The organism is Pantoea sp. JK (assembly GCF_026130245.1).
Taxonomy (GTDB): Bacteria; Pseudomonadota; Gammaproteobacteria; order Enterobacterales; family Enterobacteriaceae; genus Pantoea; species Pantoea trifolii.
In genome coordinates, this window is sequence record NZ_JAINFN010000002.1 from 144,137 (window position 1) to 165,627 (window position 21,491).

Consider the following 21,491-nt stretch of genomic DNA (forward strand, 5'->3'; position numbering starts at 1 on the left):
ACAGCGCCGACAGATTCAAAAAATTTCGCGCATTATACACAGAATTGCCTTCTGCGGCGCGGGAATTGGCCTTAGCCCGCCTTGAACGCGTGCAGGCGGTTCATCGCCTTGATCTTATCTTCTTTCAGCCACAACTCGGTGCAGCGCACCGCTTCGTCTACGGCATCGTCAATCAGCTTTTGTTCGCTAGCTGGCGGCTTGCCCAGCACGAAACCGGTGACTTTATTGCGATCGCCTGGATGGCCAATACCGACGCGTAAACGGTGAAAATTATTGTTGTTGCCCAGCTTGCTGATGATGTCTTTCAGACCGTTATGGCCACCGTGGCCGCCACCTTGCTTAAATTTTGCTACGCCTGGCGGTAAATCCAGCTCATCGTGCGCCACTAAAATCTCTTCTGGCGCAATGCGATAGAAGGTCGCCATCGCCGCCACCGCTTTCCCGCTGAGGTTCATAAACGTGGTGGGCACCAGCAGGCGCACATCTTCTCCCGCCAGCGACAGGCGCGCGGTGTAGCCGTAAAATTTTGGCTCGTCTTTTAACGACTGATTGTTGCGGCTCGCCAGTAAATCGACATACCAGGCGCCCGCGTTATGGCGCGTTGCGGCGTATTCAGCGCCGGGATTGGCCAGCCCCACAATCAGTTTAATGCTGCTCACGATGTTTATCCTGTCTTGCTGCGGAAAGGGCGATAGTTTACTGCCTGGCGGCACGGATGACAAAGGCCGCAAGCAGCAGATAATGTCTCTGCGTGACTAATCATTTTCTATCGAAATCAAGGCTCTGGCGGTAAAGATTTGTCAAAGGTTGTGAAGGATATGTGATCCTGTACGCAACTTAAGCGGCAACTATTGCCTAAGCTTATGGCTAGTTAACCATACGTGCTGTTTTGCTTTTATAAGGATGGAGGTGGATCATGAAACGTCAAAATTGCCGCTTTGTAGGTAACGGTTTGATGTGTTTGGGTTTACTGACGATGGTTCTAGGCGTTGGCTATTCCATTATCAATCAGCTTCCTTCGCTCAACCTGCCACAATTTCTCGCGCACGGTGCCATGTTCAGCATCTTCGTTGGCGCTTTGCTGTGGCTGGTCGGTGCGCGCGTCAGCGGACGTGAGCGCGTAGAAGATCGCTATTACTGGTTGCGTCATTACGGCGATAAGCGCTGCCGTCGCAATCACTCATCGCATTAAGTGAGTATGGTTTGCTGCAGCGGCTGTAACTGCGCGAGATAACATTCGATGCGGTTACGGCCGCTGGCTTTTGCACGATACATAGCTTCATCGGCCAGCGCCAGCAACGGCGGGAAAGGCTCGCCAGGCTGCAGCGCGGTGGCAAAGCCGATACTGACGGTATAGCGTACGTCGTTGGGTTGCGACAGCTGTGTCGCTAAACGGATGCGTTCACACACGCGCTGTGCCTGCTCGGCATCGCCGGGAATGATCGCCGCAAACTCTTCGCCGCCCAGGCGGGCAAAATGTCCACTCTCCGGTAACAACGCCTGCACCACCTGACAAAAATCGATTAATACCTGATCCCCTTGCTGATGGCCAAAACGGTCATTGATGCTTTTGAAATGGTCCAGATCGAACAGCACCGCGCTGTAAACAAATTGCTGTGATTGTCGCGCGCTGCGCAGCACCATTTTATCTGCCTGCTCAAACAGCGCACGACGATTCCACACGCTGGTGAGCGGATCAAGCATTGATGCCAGTTTGTGGGCGATTTGCGTGCGCTCATTCACCATCGCCAGAATGGTAAAGCTCAGGCCAATGACAAACAGAATCGATTCGAGAATCACATAAACCGAGAAGCTGGAGCCGCCAATTGCACCGCGCACCGGCGTTGCCACCGCATCATCAAGAAAGATGCGCGCCACGTGAAACAGCAGATGGATCCACAGCAGGATTTGCGCCGGCCAGAAGGTGACGGTTAACGAAGCGCGCACGCGCCACAGCAAGCAGATCAGCGCGCCGGTATAGATGATGCACAGCAGGCAAACCACCAGCACGCGCTTCGGCTGGCTGTGATAAAACTCGGGGAAAAGACAAAGAATAGCCCACAATAAACCGCCGCCTAACCAGCTGAGCCCAATGGTTTTACCGCAGAAGATGCGGAAGGCATTAAGCAGATTGCCATAAGCCAGCAGCAGCATGATGTTGCCGACCGCCACCGGTAAAAACTGGAACCCCGCGCTGCGTAAGCTGCTAAGGAATACCGCGGCCAACGTTAAAACCAGCGCCAGCGTGGTGCAACCCAATACGCGATCGTACTGCGCGCCAATCCAGGCAAAAACCAAAATGACACTTAAAAACCCCAGCACATAGAGCTCGCAAACAAACAGTGTGTAGATGTCGAGAGTCATAGTGGTCGGAGCTCTTGGCAAAAGTGGGGGAGAAAATACCATTAATTATTGGAGCGCTAAAGGGCGGCAATGCGAGTTGCGGGAAAAGAGTGGATGGCAGCGAGAATAGCGGGATTTAACGAAATTTATCGCGCAAATATCAGCGGCGAAAGTGGCTTAATCGGTGAGTCAGGTTTAGGGCAGCGAACAAAGAAAAACCGGGCACAGGGCCCGGTTTCACGCGATGAATTAATGTTCAAACATCGCGGAGATTGATTCTTCGTTGCTGATACGACGAATCGCTTCGGCCAACATGCCAGACAGCGTCAAAGTACGCACGTTTGGCAGAGATTTCATCTCTTCAGACAGCGGAATGGTATCGCAGACAATCACCTGGTCAATCACCGACTTACGCAGATTTTCAACCGCGTTGCCAGAGAAGATTGGGTGAGTGGCGTAAGCGAAGACACGTTTCGCGCCGCGCTCTTTCAACGCTTCTGCCGCTTTGCACAGCGTACCGCCGGTGTCGATCATATCGTCGACCAGTACACAGTCACGACCCGCAACGTCACCAATAATGTGCATCACCTGAGAAACGTTCGCGCGCGGGCGGCGTTTGTCGATGATAGCCATATCGGTATCGTTGAGCAGTTTGGCGATGGCGCGGGCACGCACCACGCCACCGATGTCTGGGGAAACCACAATTGGATTTTCCAGGCCAATTTGCAGCATATCTTCCAGCAGGATTGGGCTGCCGAAGACGTTATCCACCGGGACATCAAAGAAGCCCTGAATCTGTTCAGCATGCAGGTCAACGGTCAGAACACGGTCAACGCCCACGCTGGAAAGGAAATCGGCAACGACTTTGGCGGTGATCGGTACACGAGCAGAACGCACACGGCGATCCTGACGCGCATAGCCAAAGTAAGGAATAACAGCAGTAATACGACCAGCAGAAGCCCGACGCAAGGCGTCGACCATCACAACCAGCTCCATCAGATTATCGTTGGTGGGGGCACAGGTGGACTGGATGATGAAAATATCACCACCGCGTACATTTTCGTTGATCTGTACACTTACTTCACCATCACTGAAACGGCCAACAGCGGCGTCTCCGAGGCTAGTGTAAAGGCGGTTGGCAATACGTTGTGCTAGTTCCGGGGTGGCGTTACCAGCAAATAGCTTCATATCAGGCACGAGAAGAACCTCAGGCTTGGCGTCCAGAGAATGAACGGCTCTAGAGTAACCGGCGAATACCAAAGAGCATGTTCATACGGGTGTGTTAATGCGCAACATGCAGTGTCTGGAACGGGTGACACTGTCACGTAGACGCTTTTAGCCCAGAAAGTGTGCGCTGCAACGGCGAGAGGTTAAGCCCGCGCGCCACAAATCCGCAAATCCATTTCGGGGCAAGCTCCAGCACCTGACGTGCGTCGGATTCGGTGTCAAATTCAGCAAACACACAAGCTCCGGTCCCAGTCAGGCGCGACGGCGCGTATTCTAGCAGCCAGGAAAGCAGCTCATCAACCTTACGAAAACGTTTTCTTGCCACAGCCTCACAATCATTGTGAAAAGGACGCTGTAACAGTTCATCTAATGTGCGGATTGGTGAATCGCGCGTCAGATCGGGATCGCGGAACAGATCCGGCGTTGCGATACTCACGCCCGGATGCGCCACCAGATACCATTTCTCTGCCGGTTCAGCCGGCTGCAACAGTTCGCCCACGCCTTCAGCAAAGGCCGCGTGGCCACCAATGAACACTGGCACATCTGCGCCCAGTTTGATGCCAATCGCTGCTAGCTCAGCAACGCTTAAGCCGGTTTGCCACAGATGGTTCAGCGCCACTAACACCGTTGCTGCATCCGAAGAACCGCCGCCGAGACCGCCGCCCATCGGCAAAACCTTCTCCAGCGCGATGGTCGCACCGGCCTGCACGGGCAAGGTGCCTCGCGCGGCGGCGAAGGTTTTTAACGCCTGCGCGGCACGCACAATCAGATTCTCGTCATCCGGCACGCCATCCAACGGCGTCAGCAAGGTAATCTTGCCGCTGCTGTCTGGCATGATTACCAGCGTGTCACCGTAATCGAGAAACTGAAACAGCGTTTGCAGGTTGTGGTAGCCGTCAGGACGACGGCCAGTGATATACAGGAAAAGATTCAGTTTTGCTGGCGCGGGCCAAGTGGTGATCATTGGGTGGTCCAGCTATCCATGCGTAATTTGATGCGCTGGCCGCCTTCAGACAGCTCCAGATTCGCCGGCAGCGGTGGATTCACTTTGCTGTCGTAATCAGAAATGTTCACTTTCCACTGCTGACCGTTGCGGCTGTAGTTCAGGCTTTGCAGCTGGTAATTGTTATTCAGCTGATAATCGCTGGCATCGCCTGGCAAGCCCATCATCCACTGGCGCAGATTGGCAAGCGGGATATCCATGCCGGTAAGCTGTGAAATCATCTTCTCTGCATCATTGCTGACGTAGCGCTTGCCTTTGTTATCAACGATCTGCACCACGGAACCTTGCGCATCCAGCTGCAATTCGGTGCTGCCGAGCGGATTGGTTAACAGCAGACGATAGCGATCGGCAGCGGTTTGCTGCCAGTTAAAGCGTGCATAGACTTTTTGCTTATCCGACAGGTAAGCGAACGCGCCGCGCGTCTGATACTGGCTGATTTTCGCCACGGCTTGTTGATGCTGCTGCCATTGCGGTGACGTGGTGCTTGGGCCCGGGCCTTGTGGTTTGTTAATGGTACATGCAGCCAGTAACACGCTGGCAAGGGGTAAAATGCGCAGTAACTTGCGCGGGGGCAAATGCATCACGTGGTCATCTCCTCAGACACGTTTTTACTTCGTAACCGGTAACGCTAACCATCCGCATGTAAGCCGTCAATGCTGTTATGGCAATAATTGCGCACGATCAGTTTAATCTTATTACAGTCATAGGCTTTGTATGGCTTTTCTTGACCTGTGGCATCTTGTAGAATGCGCTGCACAAAACCCTGACAACTATTGGGATATCCCAACCCGAATCACATGACGCTGCTTGCACTCGGAATCAACCACAAAACTGCACCTGTTGCGCTACGCGAACGCGTTGCGTTTACACCAGACACGCTGGAACTGGCGCTGAATAGCCTGCTGTCCCAGCCGATGGTGCAGAGCGGCGTGGTCCTCTCGACCTGCAACCGTACGGAACTCTACCTCAGTGTAGAGCAGCAAGCCGACCTGCAGGAGAAGCTGGTGCGTTGGCTGTGTGACTATCACGATCTGCGTGAAGAGGATGTGCGCAACAGCCTCTACTGGCATCAGGATAACGCGGCGGTCAGCCATCTGATGCGTGTAGCCAGCGGGTTGGACTCATTGGTATTGGGTGAACCACAGATTTTAGGTCAGGTTAAAAAAGCCTTTGTTGATTCGTCACGCGATCATGCGCTGAGCAGTGAACTGGAGCGCATGTTCCAGAAAACCTTCTCGGTGGCCAAGCGTGTACGCACTGAAACCGAGATTGGCGCAAGCGCCGTTTCGGTCGCCTTCGCCGCCTGTTCCCTGGCGCGTCAAATCTTTGAATCGCTCAGCACCGTTAACGTGCTGCTGGTCGGTGCCGGTGAAACCATCGAGTTAGTGGCGCGTCATCTGCGCGAACACTCCGTCAAGAAGCTGATGATTGCCAACCGCACACGCGAACGCGCGCAGCTGCTGGCTGATGAAGTTGGGGCAGAAGTGATTGGCCTCGGCGATATCGAAACGCGTTTGGCCGATGCCGACATCATTATCTCGTCCACCGCCAGCCCGCTGCCGATTATAGGTAAAGGGATGGTAGAGCGTGCGCTGAAAGCGCGTCGCAATCAGCCGATGCTGCTGGTGGATATCGCCGTACCGCGCGATGTCGAGCCGGAAGTGGGCAAGCTGGCGAACGCCTATCTTTATAGCGTTGATGATCTACAAGCGATCATCGAGCAGAATATGGCGCAGCGTAAAGCCGCCGCCGTGCAGGCCGAAAGCATTGTGGTGCAGGAGAGCGGCGAATTTATGGCCTGGCTGCGCGCGCAAAGCGCGGTTGAGACCATCCGCGAATACCGCTCTCAGGCCGATCAGGTGCGCGCCGAGTTACAGGAACGCGCGCTGGCCGCGCTGCAGCAGGGCGCTGACGCCGAAAAAGTGCTGCAAGAGTTGGCGCACAAGCTGACCAACCGTTTAATTCATGCACCAACCAAATCACTGCAGCAGGCCGCGCGCGACGGCGACAGCGAACGCCTGCAGATCTTACGTGACAGCCTCGGTTTAGAGTAATCTGGTCAGTCACGACCTATCACTGGGATACCCGCTATTACATGAAGAGCTCTATTGTTGCCAAGCTGGAAGCGCTCCAGGAACGCCACGAGGAAGTGGAAGCGTTGCTGGGCGATGCCGGCGTGATTGCCGATCAGGATCGTTTCCGTGCGTTATCACGCGAATATGCCCAGCTTAGCGACGTCACCCGTTGTTTCCGCGAATGGCAGCAGGTGCAGGAAGATGTTGAAACTGCCGAAATGCTGCTGGAAGACCCGGAAATGCGCGAGATGGCGCAGGAGGAATTGAAGCTGTCACGCGAGAAGCGTGAAGAGCTGGAACAACAGCTGCAAGTGCTGCTGCTGCCGAAAGATCCCGACGATGAACGTCCGTGCTTTGTCGAAGTGCGCGCCGGTACCGGCGGTGATGAAGCTGCGATCTTTGCCGGCGATCTGTTCCGTATGTACAGCCGTTATGCTGAAGCACGTCGCTGGCAGGTGGAAATCATCAGCGCCAATGAAGGTGAGCACGGCGGCTATAAAGAAGTGATCGCGCGCATCATCGGCGATGGCGCGTATGGCCGCTTTAAATTTGAATCGGGCGGTCATCGCGTCCAGCGCGTGCCGGAAACCGAATCGCAGGGCCGTATTCACACTTCAGCTTGTACCGTTGCGGTGATGCCGGAGCTGCCAGAAGCGGAAATGCCGGAAATCAACGCCGGCGATTTGAAAATCGACACCTTCCGTTCCTCCGGTGCCGGCGGTCAGCACGTTAACACCACCGATTCCGCGATTCGTATCACCCACTTGCCTACTGGCATTGTGGTGGAGTGTCAGGACGAACGTTCACAGCACAAAAACAAAGCCAAAGCGTTGGCGGTGTTGGGCGCGCGTATTCACGCAGCGGAAACGGCGAAGCGTAATGCCGCAGAAGCCTCAACGCGTCGTAACCTGCTCGGCAGCGGCGACCGTTCGGATCGTAACCGCACCTACAACTTCCCGCAGGGCCGCGTCACCGATCACCGCATCAACCTGACGGTTTATCGTCTCGACGAGGTGATGGAAGGCAAGCTGGATGCACTGATTGAGCCGATTGTGCAGGAGTATCAAGCCGATCAGCTGGCCGCGCTGGCTGGACAGGACTAATGATCGTCCGTCGCTGGCTACAGCAGGCTGTAATCGCGCTCTGTGGCGGCGACAGCCCGAAGCGCGATGCGGAAATATTGCTGGGTTTCGTGACGGGCAAACCGCGCAGTTGGCTGATCGCCTTTGACGATGCCGAACTGGACGCACAGCAGCAAGAACAGTTGAACGCGCTGCTGGCGCGCCGCGTCAACGGTGAGCCGATTGCGCATCTGGTTGGCGAGCGTGAATTCTGGTCGCTGCCGTTGCGCGTCAGCGATGCCACGCTGATCCCTCGCCCGGACACCGAAGTGCTGGTGGAACAGGCGCTGGCGCATCTGCCGGCCACAGCAACCTCACTGCTTGATCTGGGCACCGGCACCGGCGCGATTGCGCTGGCGCTGGCCAGCGAACGGCCAGGCTGTCAGGTTATTGGCTGCGATCGTATTGCCGCAGCGGTGGAACTGGCGCAGGACAACGCGCAACGTCTGCATATTGAAAATGCCCGCTTCATCCTCAGCAACTGGTTCAGCGATCTTCCCGCCCAACGTTTTGATCTGATTGTCAGCAATCCGCCCTATATCGATGCCGCCGATGAACATCTGCAGCAGGGCGATGTGCGCTTTGAGCCGCTCAGCGCGCTGGTGGCAGACGATAAGGGTTTGGCCGATTTACGTTTCATCATTCATAGCGCACCGAACTGGCTGCACGCGGGTGGCTGGCTGCTGCTGGAACATGGTTGGCAGCAAGGCGCAGCCGTGCGTGCCATCATGACGCAGCACGGTTATCAGGCGGTGAGCACCGTTGACGATTACGGCGGTAATCCGCGCGTCACACTAGGACAATTTTTTAATAAGGAATAACGATGGCGAGCTGGTATCCCCTGATTAAACATTTTCACTTGCTGACCGTCGCGCTGACGATTTGTCTGTTATTGCTGCGCTTCTACTGGCAAACCACCGGCTCAGCGATGCTGCAACGCCGCTGGGTGCGCATTGCGCCGCACGTTAACGACACCTTTTTGCTGTTAAGCGGTGCGCTGCTGGTGATGATTACGCATTTTTATCCGTTCACACCGCAAGGAAGCTGGCTGACGGAGAAGCTGTTAGCGGTTATTATCTACATCGCCTTAGGTTCCGTGGCATTGAGCCGTCGCCCACGTAAAATGGGGACACGTTGGATCGCCTTCCTGATTGCAATCGTAGCTTTGCTGTTTGTGATTAAGCTGGCGATGACCAAAATGCCGTTATTGGGGATTGTATGACCTCGCCAGAGCAACTCGATTACAGTGAAACACCGTTGAGTGAAGCGGTGATTGGCGCCACATGTGCCATACGCAATGATTTTTCTGCGCCTTCTGTGCAACAACAGTTGGCGGCAATGGTCGATGAAGCCCGTGAGTTCATCAGCAGCGAGCAGGACGCCGATTTGCAGCTGGGTAAGTTGCTGGAGCTGTTCTATCGTCAGTGGGGATTTGGCGGCGCCAGCGGCGTCTACAATCTCTCTGACGCGCTGTGGATCGACAAAGTATTGAAGAGCCGTCAGGGCACCGCGGTGTCGCTGGGCGTGATTCTGCTGCACATCGCCGATGAGCTGGAATTACCGCTGATGCCAGTGATCTTCCCAACGCAGCTGATTCTGCGTGCCGACTGGTTAGATGGCGAAATGTGGCTGATCAATCCGTTCAACGGCGAAACGCTGGATACGCACACGTTAGAAGTGTGGCTCAAAGGCAATATCAGCCCAACCGCCAGGCTGTATAACGATGATCTCGACGAAGCCAAAACCATCAACGTGATGCGCAAGATGCTCGACACCTTGAAATCCGCGCTGATGGAAGAGAAACAGATGGAGCTGGCGCTGAACGTCAGCAAAGTGCTGCTGCAGATCGATCCTGAGGATCCTTACGAGATTCGCGACCGTGGTTTGATTTACGCGCAATTAGAGTGTGAACACATCGCGCTAACTGATTTGACCTATTTCGTTGAACAGTGTCCTGAAGATCCGGTCAGCGAGATGATTAAAGTGCAGATTCACGCAATTGAACAGAAACAGGTCACGCTGCACTAAGCGTTACCCGATAAAAGGAAAGGAAAGGGCATGACACAGAAAGTAGTGAAAATCGGCGATATCAAGGTCGCAAACGATCTGCCATTCGTTCTCTTCGGCGGCATGAACGTGCTGGAATCGCGCGATCTCGCCATGCGCATCTGCGAACACTACGTTAAGGTCACCGACAAACTCGGCATCCCTTACGTATTCAAAGCCTCTTTTGATAAAGCCAACCGCTCTTCAATCAAATCCTATCGTGGTCCAGGCCTGGAAGAGGGCATGAAGATTTTCCAGGAGCTGAAGCAGGCTTTCGGCGTGAAAATCATCACCGACGTGCACGAAGCATCGCAGGCGCAGCCGGTGGCTGACGTGGTTGATGTGATTCAGCTGCCGGCCTTCCTCGCCCGTCAGACCGATCTGGTGGAGGCGATGGCGAAAACCGGCGCGGTCATCAACGTGAAGAAGCCACAGTTTGTGAGCCCAGGCCAGATGGGCAACATCTATGATAAGTTTGTTGAAGGCGGTAACGATCAGGTCATCCTGTGCGATCGTGGCAGCAACTTCGGCTATGACAACCTGGTTGTTGATATGCTTGGCTTCAACGTGATGAAGAACGTTACCCAAAATAGCCCGGTGATCTTCGACGTTACCCACGCATTACAAACGCGCGATCCGTTCGGCGCTGCCTCTGGCGGCCGTCGTGCGCAGGTGGCTGAGCTGGCGCGTGCCGGTATGGCGGTTGGCATTGCTGGCTTGTTCATCGAAGCACACCCAGAACCAAACAGCGCGAAATGCGACGGTCCATCGGCGCTGCCGCTGGATAAGCTGGAGCCATTCCTGGTGCAGATGAAAGCGATTGACGATCTGGTGAAGAGCTTCCCAGCGCTGGACACTAGCAACTGATTGTTTTCAGATGTGAAAAAGGCGCCGATGGCGCCTTTTTTCTTGTTGATGTACGTAGGCTCGCCATTCATGGCGGCCTGGCACTCACAGCATAATCGTCAACAAATACCCGGCAAATAGCGCCAGATGCGCGGCACCGTTCAACACGTTGGTGCGGCCGGTTGAGAACGAAATGTGGCACAGAATCAGCACGGCGCTCATCATCACCATTTGCGGCGGCTCAAGACCAAACACCAACTGCTGGTCGGTCAGGGTAGCGATAATAGTCACCGCAGGCACCGTCAGTGAAATGGTCGCCAGCACTGAACCGAAGAACAGATTCATTGCGCGCTGCACCTGATTCATCAGCACCGCTCTAATCGCACCCAATCCTTCCGGTGACAGGATCAACAGTGCGACCAGGAAGCCGGTGAACTGCGCTGGGGCGTTCAGTTCCGTCAGCAGGCTCTCCAGCGGATTGGCGTTCATCTTGGTCACGGCGATAACCGCAATCAGATGCACGATCAGCCATACGGTGTGCCACACTGAACTGTGCGCAGAAGGCTTGCCATGATGCGGATCGTCGCCATCATCTTCATGCTCATAAACGAACAGGCTTTGGTGCGTTTTGGTTTGAATCAGCAGGAACACGCCGTACATCGCGGCGGAAATCGCTGCGATAATCAGCGCCTGGGTAGTAGTGAAGTTGCCGCCGGGTAACGCGTTGGGAAACACCAGCACCAGAATCGCCAGCGGGAAAATGGCGATCATATATTGCTTAACGCCCGCCAGATTAACGTACTGCGTGGCAAACTTGCGCCCGCCCAGCAGCAGGGCAAAGCCCACTAAACCGGCGGTCACAATCATGATGATCGAGTAGAGCGTGTCGCGCATCAGCGCGGGCGCGGCGTCGCCGGTGGCCATCAGCGCTGAGATCAGGCTCACTTCGAGAATGACGACGGAAAGACTGAGAATCAGCGAGCCGTAAGGTTCGCCCAAACGGTGTGCCAGAACGTCAGCGTGACGTACCACGCTGAACGCGCTAAACAGAATGGCAACTAATGCGAGCAGATTGATGCCGATAACCGGCAGAAGCGCTGTCTGGTTACCGAAGAAGCTCAGCACCGCCAGCGCAGCAACGGGGAAAATCAGTGAGTACTCGGTATGGCGGGTTTTCTCATGTCCAGGCATTTACCATCCTCTCCGGAAAAAGTACAAAGCAGGCAATCATTGCCTGATAAATATAATGAGTTTTCTGACGCAACGCAGTGTAACTTTTCAACAACTGTGCTGCTGTGACTTTACGCGATTTTACCAAAAGCGATTATTATGTATAACACGGCAAAAGAGCCTGTTATCGCTGGATTAACGCCTGTATTCATTATGTTGCATCAGTCATACACTAAATTAAAGATGAGATTGGTCTGGATAATTGCCCTGTTTAATGCGGCTTATGGAGGTTTAACTCTCTTAAATCCATTCCTCCAGTAAAAGTGGGACTTTATGCGGATTTTTTTGGCCCGCCTCGCACTTTTCCTTCCATTATTGAAGTTCCTCGCCAGGCAGCCGATGCTCTTTACACAGAATTTCCCTATTGTGATCGGGGTCAATCTTGAATGTTTTGTTAAAAATGAATTAATGTCTTCTCTTATGACGATGCAATGCGCGTCGCCTGTAGACATCAGTTTTAAGGAACCACACCGGCAAGATGTCAGCGAAGTAGAGGAGACCATAGTGTTAACGCGGGAATTTTTATTAAAAGCAGATTGTAAAACATCGTTTGGCGATATTGATGAAGCGCTGTTCTGGAGCTGTGAAAAGCGTGCGGCATCGCTGTCCGCGACGCTGGCCTGTCGTCCTGATCAAAGCCCGGTGTGGATTTTTGGCTACGGCTCGCTGATGTGGAATCCGATTTTTGAAGCAGCCGAAGTGGCGCCAGGCCGATTAGAGGGCTGGCACCGTGCGTTTTGTCTGCGTCTGATCGCCGGTCGCGGCACCGTCACCGCGCCTGGCCGCATGCTGGCGCTGAAAGAGGGTGGTTCCACCAGCGGATTGGCATTCCGCTTGCCGGAATCGCGTCTGCATGATGAGCTGGAGCTGCTGTGGAAGCGTGAAATGATCACCGGTTGCTATCTGCCAACCTGGTGTGAGCTGGAGCTGGAGGATGGACGCAATGTCACCGCGCTGGTTTTCATTATGGATCCGCGTCATCCATTGTATGAAACCGACTCATGCCGCAGTACCATCGCGCCGCTGATTGCCCAGGCCAGTGGGCCGCTCGGCACCAACGCACAGTATCTCTATGCGCTGGAGCAGGAGCTGGGCAAACGTGGGATGCAGGAAGCGGCGTTGACGCGCCTGGCGGCAGAAGTCAGAGCGCTGCAGAATCATTCAGCAGCGCGCTAACGCGCATTACTGCGCTGGATTAATCAGCCAGGTTCCCGGCTTATCGATGGTCAGCGATTGGGTATGCACCTGGTTGCCATTACGCACTTCAATGCGATAGCTCCCCGCCGCCAGATTCAGTGAAGCAAACCCGCTGCTCGAGGGCTTCACATCCCGGGCTTCGCCATTCAGCATCACATTCTCACCCGCCTGCAAACGCAGATAAACCGTCGCCACCGTCGGTGCGCTGCTCGCCACAGTATTGGCTGGCGCGGCAGGTGCAGTTGGCGTGGTGCTCGCGGCCACCGGCGGTACTTCGCTGTGACGATTCGCTTTCCACACCACCACCACAACCGCCAACACCGCAATCGCGGCGGCCACCACTAAACCTGGCGACAAACGACGCACGTTGCGCGGCGTCAAGGGTTCAACCGCGGCAGCGGCATGATTGACCGCCAACACCTGCGGTTCCGGCGTTGCCACCATCGGCTCCGCCGGTACAACCTGTTCAGCTACGACAGGAATGGTGGTGGAGAGCGCTTCGACATCACTCACCGGCAGATCGATCAAGCTGGCAAAGGCATCAATGCTTTGCGGACGATCTTCCGGCTTCATCGCCAACGCGCAGTCAATGGCGTGCAACAGCGGCAGCGAATAGCCTTCCGGCTTGCGCTCCACCAACGGCTGATAGTTATCCTCAATGCAGCGCACCACGCTCACCGGCGGCGCATGGCCGGTGATCAGGTTGTGCAGCACCGCGCCCAGCGCATAAATATCGGTCCACGGACCTTGCTCTATCTCGCCTTCTTCGCTGTATTGCTCAATCGGCGCAAAGCCGGGCTTCAGCATGATCTCGGTTTCATCGGAGAGGTTGCCGATCTCTTTGCGCGCCGAGCCAAAATCGAGCAGCACCGGCAGCTGATTTTCCTGAATCTGGATGTTATCCAGCGAGATATCGCGATGCAGATAACCGGCGGCATGAATGGTATCGATGGCACCAAACAGCGGCGGCAGCAGACGACGGATCCAGCCCTCATCAATGCTGTCCGGACTGGTAATCTGCCACTCTTTTAGCGTCATGCCGCTGTAATAGAGCGTGCCCATGTAGGCGGTGCCGTTCTCTTCCCAGAAACGCAAGACGTGCAGTAAACCGGGATGATTAAAGCGTGCCAGCAGGCGCGCCTCCTGAATAAAGCTATTGCGACCGGCGGTAAACAGCTTATGGAAACGCTCTCCGCGCAGTTCCAGCGACATATCCGCCGCACGCACCGCCAGCGAGACGGGCATGTACTCTTTGATGGCGATGGTGCGTTCCAGCTGATGATCCCAGGCACGATAAACAATGCCGAAGCCGCCGCCGCCAATCACTTCCTTGATTTCAAATTCATTAAACCGGTAGCCCGCAGGCAGGGCATTAGGTATATGGTTTTCGTTTGCCGACATAGTGAACTCTCTGAACACGTCCTGTAGCGCCCCGTCATCACGATGACGGCGGGCAACGACCGCTAATTAATTAATGTTACGCCAGGCACCAATCGCCGGATCGGCGAGATCCGCATGCAGGGTGTCAATCAGTAACACAGTCACTTTTTGCTGTGGCATAAATTGCGGCGACCAAACGCCGCGTAACGTCTCAACCCGCTTCTTCAGCACATCGCTGTCCTGTTCGGCGGTTTTGTCCATCTTCACCAGAAGTGTGCCGCTGAAGCGCCACACATGCTGTTGTGCATCAAATGGCAGCACTAACCAGCTATCATCGGCATCCGGACGCGTAACGATCATGCGCTGGTTATTCACCGAGACCACTTCCAACGGCGGGCCGCCGAGTTTCAAATCTGCAATCGGGTAGCCCTGATAGAAATTCAGGGCCGTATTGCGCGTTTTACCGTCGATCATCAGCGTCATTTCGCTCGGGCCTTCCAGCCAGCCTTCGGTTGAGCAGTGCTGACTCGGGTTATCCGGGATAAACAGCGATTCACCTTTATCATCCCACCAGGTACGGAAATGGCAGCCGCCCGGCAAGGCAAAATGCTGCAGCGGCGTGCTATCCGCCGGGCGCGAGAGATCGAGCGGCGCGGCATTCCTGGCCGTTGCGCTGGCGGTGGCATCGTTTATAACGATGGGACGCCAGTTCTGTAATTTGGCCGCGCTGCCGTTAGCCAGCACGCTGCCCTCTTTATTAGTCATCTGCCACGGCAGCTCATCCAGCAAGCCACACTGATTGGCCAGCAGCGTACCAACGCGTGGCAGGAAGCTGGTCAGAATGCTGGAGTCGGTGCTCTTGCCCGAAACAATGCGCAGCGGCAGCGTCTCTTTGCACCAGTCGTTAGGCGCTTTGCTCGCCACGTCATCGATGTAGACTTCCAATGACAGGCTCGGTGAATAGACCACACGATAATCTTCTGCCTGCGCATTTCCGGCCAGCAACAGGGTTGCGAAGCCCGTCAACCACACTTTCATAAGAATCCTTGGATCAATAACGTGACGGCAGAAAACGTGCCGCATCAGCCTGGGAATAAAGCAGCGTCGCTTCCTGCGGTTCGCCAATCCAGACAGCCAGAGCGCTGAGATTGTCGCTTTTAACACTGCGGTTTACGGCTTGTTCCATCAAAGTCAGCCACTCTTCGCAGGCATTCACCATGCGCAGGGCCAGTTCCATTTCGTGGGTGGTGAGATTGAGCCAGAATCCATCGCTGCAAACTAAAAACGCATCGCCATCGGCCAGCGTAATCACCTCGCTAAAGGTGGCCGGACGGGCCGGATCAACACCGAGCGCATTATAGAGTAAATTACTGTTAATGCCGGTATTTTCATAGCCCGCCTCGCGTAACTGCTGGGCCAAACTGTGATCACGCGTCACCTGATTTAGCACCCCATGACGGAAGTGATAAACCCGGCTGTCACCTGCGTGCGCCCACCATGCGAGCTGTTTTTCACGGTCGATAAACAGCGCAGCGAGCGTGGTACTCATCTGGGAAACATTCGGATTGTTTCCCTGTGCCTCAATCAGCACCTGCTGGCAATGTTCGATGGCGGCGCGGGTGCTTTCAGGAGTGAAAGTGTCGTGGTGCTGTAACTGCGTTAGCAGCGTATCGCGCACCAGCTGCGCTGCCATATCACCGCCAGGCAAACCGGCCACGCCGTCGCACACCAGAAAACAGGCTTTTTGGTCGTCTAGCTCGGCGCCGGTACGATCCTGATTTTCGTCACGCATGCCTTGCTGGCAGCGGCTGGCAAACATCATCTTCATGCGTCTTCGGTCCGCGTTTGAGAATCTTTGTATTGATTCACTTCCATATCATAGGCATGCAGGAAGGCTTCGCCGAACAACGTGTGGAAGTCATCTTCAATTTCACCAGCGGTGCGCTGATAGTGGCGAGAGAAGTAATCCCACAGCGCCGCTTTCCGTCCGGTGCTAAACGCCATTTTGGGCAGCACGCCATCTTTGCGCGCTTCTTCTTCTAAGCGCTGCGGGTTAAACGATTGCAGCATGGCGGCGATAATCGCGCGGATGCCGGCAATCATCCCCAGCTGATGCGCCTGCAAATCCACCAGCGCATCACGCACCGCCGGTTCCGGCGGCATAAAGCCCGGCATCTGGCTCTGATACATCTGCATCAACACGGTTTTACCGGACGGCAGAATTTTGAACGGGTTATTGGCCTCATTGAGGATCATCGTCATGTCGGCTTTCACGCCGCGCTTGAGAATCGAGCGCGAGGAGAGTAGGGCGACGGTGCCTTGCGAAAACAGGCTCAGCATGCGACCAGTGACACGCATCTGCTCTTCGGTGATGGTGGTTTGGTGGCCGTTGTTCAGCCCCATGCCTTCCAGCAACGCAGCAATCAGTTTGTCCTGAGAGACGCCCGGCAAGGTGGCGGGCAGCGTCGGCGCATCGCTTTGCGGATCAATGGCGAGACGCGGATCGTTGCGACGTTCCTGACGCGCCACCGGCTCGGGAATCACCTCGGGCTCCTGCATCATGCCGAGCGGGTCATCGCTGCTGTCGGCAAAGAACGCCAGCGGATCGTCCTGGCGGGTTTTGAGATTGTTGGGATCGCGCACTTCGAGCCCGTACTCACCAATTTGCAGCGTGTCGCCATCCTGCAGCGCCACTTGCGAGCCGCGTTGCAGCGCGACGCCGTTCAATACCACCGACGTGACGCTACCCTGATTGGTCAGGCGGCATTCGCCCTCCGGCGAAAGGTGCACCAGCGCCTGCAAGCGCGATATGGCGCGCGATTCGTCAGGCAGCACCAGATCGTTATCCTGACTGCGGCCGATGGTGCCGCCGGGCGGTTTGAAGGCTACCGTCTTGGCGGGCACATCCGTATTGCACTGCACAATGGTAAATTGCATGAGTCATCCCGTTAACAAGGCAAACGCCACGGCCTATTCAAACATCGGTGGATAGAGGCCGTTGCGGCCCGGCTGTGCACCAGACGCCGGGTTAAACAATAATGAAAAAAGTTGCGCAGTCAGCGGGCCGCTGTGTTTATGCGTGGCATGGCTAAAACCGTCACTGCGATTACTCCACCAGTAGCTCATGTGCTGCTGCGGATCGAACCTGTCAGCCACTTCACGCCAGCTCAGCGTGCAGGGCAAATCATCAAAACCAATCACATCCATGATGTCGCTGCGCTGCGTATCCGGCACCAGCAGCGGCGACAGACGCTGCATCTGCTGCTCCAGCGCATCGGGATTGAGCCGATCGCGCACCGCGTGCAGCAGCAGCGCGCCCAGCTCCTGAAACCAGTCGCCGGACATTGCCAGCTGCGCGCTGTGCCAGCGGCTCAGAGGGAAGCTGCGCAGCGCCAACAGTGGCCAGCTGCGGCCCACGCGATCGCACGAGGGCAGCAGGCAGCCCATCTGCACCTGCTGACGCAGCGGCGAAAGCGGTAACACAAAATTCCACACCGGCGCACGTAAAAACTGTGCTGGACTGGCATCCGGTTGCTGATGCCAGTGCGTCAATCCCTGTTGAAACCAGTGGCTCCACGGCGTCACGGTATTTTCGCTCAGACGCTGGCGCAAAAAATCGCCGGTAGCCGGTAACTTGCCGTACCAGCCCGGCGCAGTGTGTGTCGGCATGATTACCTCACCATTACTCACTGTGTCTGGTCAATCGCTGCGAAACGACGTGCGGCGCAATCGCCAGCGTGTTGCTGCTGTCACCGGCATTTTTCAGATTCTCCGCAAGCTTGCGCATCATCAACGCGTTGTCACGCGCATAGGGCGAAGACTGAATTTGTTGATCCAGCAGCTGGCTCAGATGCCAGTCGAGCTGCTGCAAATCACGCGCGCTAACATCATCCGGTAGCGTGCGCTGCAGGTTTTGCATCAGCCAGCCACGCAGGAACTCGCCGTCATAATTGCGCGGCTGATACAGCATTTGATAAGCGCGCAGCGCATTGCGACTGTATTCGTTATCGGTACCCGGATCGTCACGCAGCAAATTCGTGATCTGCTGTGCCACGCGCGGCAACAGTAAAGACTTAAGCGCATTTTGATAAAGCGCCCACGCCGCATCGCTGACCTGGTTGCCGCGATACAGCCCAACGCGCATGGTAAGCGGTGGATTGTCGAGAGAAAAACGCTCGGAGAGCGGCAGTTTCACCAGGTTGTTTAAGAAGGGTAGCAGATCAAAAATATTATCGGCGGGCTGATGGATCACCTGCTGACTTTGCGTGGCGATTGGGCCAATGCGCTCTGCAACCTGATCGAGATAACGCTGATTTTGAATATAGCTGGTGAGCCACAAACAGGAGAGCAGCAGCAGCGCGCCGGTCAGCACGCCATAACCAATCCAATGGAACAGGCGGTTGCGGTATTCCCAATGGCGATTGCTGCCCGCCAGACCGCTTTCGCGGAATACCAAATCGCTCAACAAATCGCGGATAAAGAAACTCTGTCCTTTATTGCCGGGAATGGGGCTGCTGCGATTAACGCTATCCCAGGCCGCGAGGCTGCTTTCGCCGGTGTGCGGCAGCTGAAGTTTGCGGTTCAGCTCGCCCATGATGCGGTCAAACGGTAAACCTTCCTGCGTGCCGCTGGTGAAGAACAGACCGCGCGCCGACCAGGCGATCGGCTCCTGATGGCTGGAGAACACCACATCGAGATACTCATTCAGCAGCGGACGCAGCGAGCTGAACTCTTGCGGGAACAGGAAGCTGTCGGCGCGCTGGGTGAGATCGCGTTCGCTTGCCATCACCTCGGCCAACTGCTGCTGTAAACGCTGCTCTAAGTGCTGATATTGCTGGCTGAAGCTACGATGCCAGTCATCTTTGTGCGGTTTGCCCGGTTCCCACGGGAAGGTAAAGCCCCAAATCGCATCGCGCTGCGGCTTGCTTTGGCTGCCGTAGAAACTCATAAATCCTTTCAGCAGGTCGGTTTTGGTCACCATCACGTAAACCGGGAAGTGAATGCCGGTGTGCTGATGCAGCTCCGCCATGCGCTCACGCAGCGCACTGGCCTGCGCATGACGCGCTTCGGCTGAATCGGTGAGCAGATCGGAGACGCTGATGGTCATGATCACGCCGTTAATCGGCTGGCGGGTACGATAGCGCTTCAGCAGATTGATAAAACTCTGCCACTCCGCGCCGTCGCGCGCGCGCTGGCTCTCCTGCAGGGCGTAACGCCCGGCGGTATCGATGAGTACCGCGCTATCGGTAAACCACCAGTCGCAATGGCGCGTGCCGCCCACGCCGCGAATCGCTGCTTTACCGAGGCTGTCGGTGAGCGGGAATTCCAGGCCTGCATTGAGTAACGCAGTGGTTTTACCGGCGCCCGGCGCGCCAATCATCACGTACCACGGCAGTTGATAAAGGTAATGACTTTGAAAACGTGCCAGCCAGCTCTGCTGATGGCGACGACCAAACTGGGTACGCTTTAAACGCAGCGCCGCTTCACTGAAGCGCTGCGCCAGCAGGGTTTCGGTGGCCTGACGATCGGATAACTCTTCCTGACTCATCTGCTGCAAACGGTTGAGCAGCTTGCTGTTAAACCAGCCACGCCACAGTGCAGGGATAAACTGGAACAGCAGCCAGAGCAGATAAAGCAGACCGACCGCTAACTGGCGCGGCAACACTGGCTCGAGCGGGCGCGTATCGCCCCAGCTCCACAGCGGTCCGAGCATCCACAGCACGCAGCTCAGTGCCGTGACGCCAATCAGGCTCCACAGCAGGCGATGGGTTAACAGATGTTGCAGTGATGCGCGCATCATTGGCCTCCCTGATGATTGCCGAGGGTTTCCGGTGTCACAAACAGGGTGATTTCCACCCGACGGTTGCGGGCGCGGTTTTCATTGCTGTCGTTCGGCAGCAGCGGATTGCTGTCGCCGCGACCTTCCGCTTTCACACTGTGACCTTCGGCGAGTTGCGGATTGAGCAACTGCGTGATGGCACGTGCGCGGGCAGAGGAGAATTCGTAGCTGGAGGCGAAACGGCCATCGACCGGGCTGTTGTCGGTATACACCGACACCAAAACCGTGCCTTTCACGGTTTTCATCGCACTGGCCACATGCGCCAGCAGCGCACGACCGACCTGATTCACCACCGTGCCGTCGTTGGAGAACAGTTTGTCAGCGGGGATAATCACTTTGCTGCCGAAAGCGCCATCGCTCACTTCCAGCTGTCCGGCGGCAATCACATCATTGAGACGTTGATGCAGATCGAGCAGCGCTTGAGGGGAAGTAGGACGACGTCCTGGCGTGATTTGTGGCAGCGGGGTTTGATAGATGGTGCGCAACAATGGTTCGGCGGCGTTGCCGAGTCGCCAGTTCAGGCCGCTGTAAATCAAGCTCGCCACCAGCGTGGCTAAGGTAACGCATGCCCAGAGCGGCACCATTGGACGCGTCAGGGTGCTAACCAGCGGATGCACTTCCACCAGCGGTGCAGCGGGATTGGCGCTCGACGGGCGATGCTCATTTATCAGCTGCGCCAGGCGTTTGCGGATCGCTTCACACTGCGCGCGACCGCTGTCACTGCCGCGATAGCGACCTTCATAGCCGAGCAACAGGCAATAGTGGATCAGTTCCAGCAACCACAAATGCTGCTGCGGGCTCTGTGAAACGCGCGATAACAGCTGGAACACTTTCTCGCCGCCCCAGCTTTCATTATGAAAAGTGACCAGCATGCCGTTACCGGACCACACGCCGCGCGTGCCCCACGGCGTTTGTGCCGCCGCTTCGTCCAGCACGCTGCACAGGCAGTAGCGCGCACCAATGATCATCTCAAAAGGTAAGCCCGCTTGTTTGCAGCGCTGTTCGAATTGGCGGATCTCTTCGATCAGTAATTGGCGCAATCCGGCAGGATCGTCATGCGTAGCGGCCTGCCGTATACGTACCACGGCATTCAGGATAGGTGCTGCGGCATTAAGCAAAAGGTTATCATTGCCCGCGACAATGCCATCGCGAGCAAGGGAATCCTGAGTCATTAAATCTTGGTT

The 21,491-nt window shown here is 55.9% G+C and carries 21 protein-coding genes; 8 read left to right on the top strand and 13 right to left on the bottom strand.

What is annotated here, in order from left to right; genetic code table 11:
• Positions 1-71 precede the first annotated feature (71 nt).
• On the bottom strand, positions 72-659 hold the full coding sequence (gene pth, locus PanJK_RS05160; protein WP_008107639.1) for an aminoacyl-tRNA hydrolase: 588 nt from the start codon (positions 657-659) through the stop codon (positions 72-74).
• Positions 660-916: 257 nt separating this feature from the next.
• Here pth and ychH point away from each other — a divergent pair, with 257 nt between their 5' ends.
• Positions 917-1,192, top strand: coding sequence for a stress-induced protein YchH (gene ychH, locus PanJK_RS05165; RefSeq protein ID WP_061723496.1), 276 nt, complete (start codon positions 917-919; stop codon positions 1,190-1,192).
• Here the strand turns inward: ychH and PanJK_RS05170 are convergent.
• The 4 genes from PanJK_RS05170 to lolB form a co-directional block, all read right to left on the bottom strand.
• Positions 1,189-2,364, bottom strand: coding sequence for a GGDEF domain-containing protein (locus PanJK_RS05170; RefSeq protein ID WP_265297740.1), 1,176 nt, complete (start codon positions 2,362-2,364; stop codon positions 1,189-1,191). The genes ychH and PanJK_RS05170 overlap by 4 nt on opposite strands.
• Before the next feature lie 228 nt (positions 2,365-2,592).
• Complete coding sequence (gene prs, locus PanJK_RS05175) at positions 2,593-3,540, bottom strand: ribose-phosphate diphosphokinase (RefSeq protein ID WP_006118899.1); 948 nt, start codon at positions 3,538-3,540, stop codon at positions 2,593-2,595.
• A gap of 124 nt (positions 3,541-3,664) precedes the next feature.
• A complete protein-coding gene (gene ispE / locus PanJK_RS05180; protein WP_265297743.1) occupies positions 3,665-4,534 on the bottom strand; it encodes a 4-(cytidine 5'-diphospho)-2-C-methyl-D-erythritol kinase in 870 nt (289 codons plus the stop codon).
• The gene (lolB, locus tag PanJK_RS05185; RefSeq protein WP_265298546.1) at positions 4,531-5,154 is read right to left on the bottom strand and encodes a lipoprotein insertase outer membrane protein LolB; all 624 of its coding nucleotides are present in this window, start codon (positions 5,152-5,154) and stop codon (positions 4,531-4,533) included. The genes ispE and lolB overlap by 4 nt, the downstream gene beginning before the upstream one ends.
• A 216-nt stretch (positions 5,155-5,370) precedes the next feature.
• Between lolB and hemA the strand changes: the two genes are divergently transcribed.
• The 6 genes from hemA to kdsA are packed head-to-tail and all read left to right on the top strand — an operon-like array spanning position 5,371 to position 10,682.
• A complete protein-coding gene (gene hemA, locus PanJK_RS05190) occupies positions 5,371-6,627 on the top strand; it encodes a glutamyl-tRNA reductase (RefSeq protein ID WP_061718543.1) in 1,257 nt (418 codons plus the stop codon).
• A gap of 41 nt (positions 6,628-6,668) precedes the next feature.
• Entirely contained in the window at positions 6,669-7,751 is a 1,083-nt protein-coding gene (gene prfA / locus PanJK_RS05195; protein ID WP_265297748.1) for a peptide chain release factor 1, read from the top strand.
• Complete coding sequence (gene prmC / locus PanJK_RS05200) at positions 7,751-8,590, top strand: peptide chain release factor N(5)-glutamine methyltransferase (RefSeq protein WP_265297750.1); 840 nt, start codon at positions 7,751-7,753, stop codon at positions 8,588-8,590. The genes prfA and prmC overlap by 1 nt, the downstream gene beginning before the upstream one ends.
• Before the next feature lie 2 nt (positions 8,591-8,592).
• Entirely contained in the window at positions 8,593-8,991 is a 399-nt protein-coding gene (locus tag PanJK_RS05205) for a SirB2 family protein (RefSeq protein WP_265297752.1), read from the top strand.
• Positions 8,988-9,797, top strand: coding sequence for an invasion regulator SirB1 (sirB1, locus tag PanJK_RS05210; RefSeq protein WP_265297754.1), 810 nt, complete (start codon positions 8,988-8,990; stop codon positions 9,795-9,797). Before PanJK_RS05205 ends, sirB1 begins: the two co-directional genes overlap by 4 nt.
• A 30-nt stretch (positions 9,798-9,827) precedes the next feature.
• On the top strand, positions 9,828-10,682 hold the full coding sequence (gene kdsA, locus PanJK_RS05215) for a 3-deoxy-8-phosphooctulonate synthase (protein WP_256696656.1): 855 nt from the start codon (positions 9,828-9,830) through the stop codon (positions 10,680-10,682).
• A gap of 84 nt (positions 10,683-10,766) precedes the next feature.
• On the opposite strand, the gene chaA is transcribed toward kdsA, so the two are convergent.
• Positions 10,767-11,852 (bottom strand): sodium-potassium/proton antiporter ChaA, encoded by a 1,086-nt coding sequence (gene chaA, locus PanJK_RS05220; protein WP_256696655.1) that lies wholly within the window; start codon positions 11,850-11,852, stop codon positions 10,767-10,769.
• A gap of 543 nt (positions 11,853-12,395) precedes the next feature.
• Between chaA and PanJK_RS05225 the strand changes: the two genes are divergently transcribed.
• Entirely contained in the window at positions 12,396-13,067 is a 672-nt protein-coding gene (locus PanJK_RS05225; protein WP_008107689.1) for a gamma-glutamylcyclotransferase, read from the top strand.
• Between the two features lie 6 nt (positions 13,068-13,073).
• Here PanJK_RS05225 and PanJK_RS05230 read toward each other — a convergent pair whose 3' ends face one another.
• From PanJK_RS05230 to icmH, 7 genes are all read right to left on the bottom strand, one after another.
• On the bottom strand, positions 13,074-14,489 hold the full coding sequence (locus tag PanJK_RS05230) for a serine/threonine protein kinase (RefSeq protein ID WP_265297761.1): 1,416 nt from the start codon (positions 14,487-14,489) through the stop codon (positions 13,074-13,076).
• Positions 14,490-14,555: 66 nt separating this feature from the next.
• Complete coding sequence (locus PanJK_RS05235) at positions 14,556-15,506, bottom strand: hypothetical protein (RefSeq protein ID WP_265297763.1); 951 nt, start codon at positions 15,504-15,506, stop codon at positions 14,556-14,558.
• 13 nt (positions 15,507-15,519) lie between these two features.
• Entirely contained in the window at positions 15,520-16,296 is a 777-nt protein-coding gene (locus PanJK_RS05240; protein ID WP_265297765.1) for a PP2C family protein-serine/threonine phosphatase, read from the bottom strand.
• On the bottom strand, positions 16,293-17,405 hold the full coding sequence (gene tagH / locus PanJK_RS05245) for a type VI secretion system-associated FHA domain protein TagH (RefSeq protein ID WP_176971711.1): 1,113 nt from the start codon (positions 17,403-17,405) through the stop codon (positions 16,293-16,295). Before tagH ends, PanJK_RS05240 begins: the two co-directional genes overlap by 4 nt.
• A gap of 33 nt (positions 17,406-17,438) precedes the next feature.
• Complete coding sequence (tagF, locus tag PanJK_RS05250; RefSeq protein ID WP_008107694.1) at positions 17,439-18,137, bottom strand: type VI secretion system-associated protein TagF; 699 nt, start codon at positions 18,135-18,137, stop codon at positions 17,439-17,441.
• Positions 18,138-18,150: 13 nt separating this feature from the next.
• Positions 18,151-20,265, bottom strand: coding sequence for a type VI secretion system membrane subunit TssM (tssM, locus tag PanJK_RS05255; protein ID WP_265298549.1), 2,115 nt, complete (start codon positions 20,263-20,265; stop codon positions 18,151-18,153).
• Positions 20,265-21,479 (bottom strand): type IVB secretion system protein IcmH/DotU, encoded by a 1,215-nt coding sequence (icmH, locus tag PanJK_RS05260; protein ID WP_256696650.1) that lies wholly within the window; start codon positions 21,477-21,479, stop codon positions 20,265-20,267. The genes tssM and icmH overlap by 1 nt, the downstream gene beginning before the upstream one ends.
• Positions 21,480-21,491: the final 12 nt, after the last annotated feature.

Excerpts from the sequence above, each read along its gene's own strand:
- ychH (WP_061723496.1), top strand. The coding sequence starts at position 917 with ATGAAACGTCAAAATTGCCGCTTTGTAGGTAACGGTTTGATGTGTTTG.
- PanJK_RS05170 (WP_265297740.1), bottom strand. The coding sequence starts at position 2,364 with ATGACTCTCGACATCTACACACTGTTTGTTTGCGAGCTCTATGTGCTG.
- ispE (WP_265297743.1), bottom strand. The coding sequence starts at position 4,534 with ATGATCACCACTTGGCCCGCGCCAGCAAAACTGAATCTTTTCCTGTAT.
- lolB (WP_265298546.1), bottom strand. The coding sequence starts at position 5,154 with ATGCATTTGCCCCCGCGCAAGTTACTGCGCATTTTACCCCTTGCCAGC.
- hemA (WP_061718543.1), top strand. The coding sequence starts at position 5,371 with ATGACGCTGCTTGCACTCGGAATCAACCACAAAACTGCACCTGTTGCG.
- prfA (WP_265297748.1), top strand. The coding sequence starts at position 6,669 with ATGAAGAGCTCTATTGTTGCCAAGCTGGAAGCGCTCCAGGAACGCCAC.
- prmC (WP_265297750.1), top strand. The coding sequence starts at position 7,751 with ATGATCGTCCGTCGCTGGCTACAGCAGGCTGTAATCGCGCTCTGTGGC.
- PanJK_RS05205 (WP_265297752.1), top strand. The coding sequence starts at position 8,593 with ATGGCGAGCTGGTATCCCCTGATTAAACATTTTCACTTGCTGACCGTC.
- sirB1 (WP_265297754.1), top strand. The coding sequence starts at position 8,988 with ATGACCTCGCCAGAGCAACTCGATTACAGTGAAACACCGTTGAGTGAA.
- kdsA (WP_256696656.1), top strand. The coding sequence starts at position 9,828 with ATGACACAGAAAGTAGTGAAAATCGGCGATATCAAGGTCGCAAACGAT.
- chaA (WP_256696655.1), bottom strand. The coding sequence starts at position 11,852 with ATGCCTGGACATGAGAAAACCCGCCATACCGAGTACTCACTGATTTTC.
- PanJK_RS05230 (WP_265297761.1), bottom strand. The coding sequence starts at position 14,489 with ATGTCGGCAAACGAAAACCATATACCTAATGCCCTGCCTGCGGGCTAC.
- PanJK_RS05235 (WP_265297763.1), bottom strand. The coding sequence starts at position 15,506 with ATGAAAGTGTGGTTGACGGGCTTCGCAACCCTGTTGCTGGCCGGAAAT.
- PanJK_RS05240 (WP_265297765.1), bottom strand. The coding sequence starts at position 16,296 with ATGAAGATGATGTTTGCCAGCCGCTGCCAGCAAGGCATGCGTGACGAA.
- tagH (WP_176971711.1), bottom strand. The coding sequence starts at position 17,405 with ATGCAATTTACCATTGTGCAGTGCAATACGGATGTGCCCGCCAAGACG.
- tagF (WP_008107694.1), bottom strand. The coding sequence starts at position 18,137 with ATGCCGACACACACTGCGCCGGGCTGGTACGGCAAGTTACCGGCTACC.
- tssM (WP_265298549.1), bottom strand. The coding sequence starts at position 20,265 with ATGCGCGCATCACTGCAACATCTGTTAACCCATCGCCTGCTGTGGAGC.
- icmH (WP_256696650.1), bottom strand. The coding sequence starts at position 21,479 with ATGACTCAGGATTCCCTTGCTCGCGATGGCATTGTCGCGGGCAATGAT.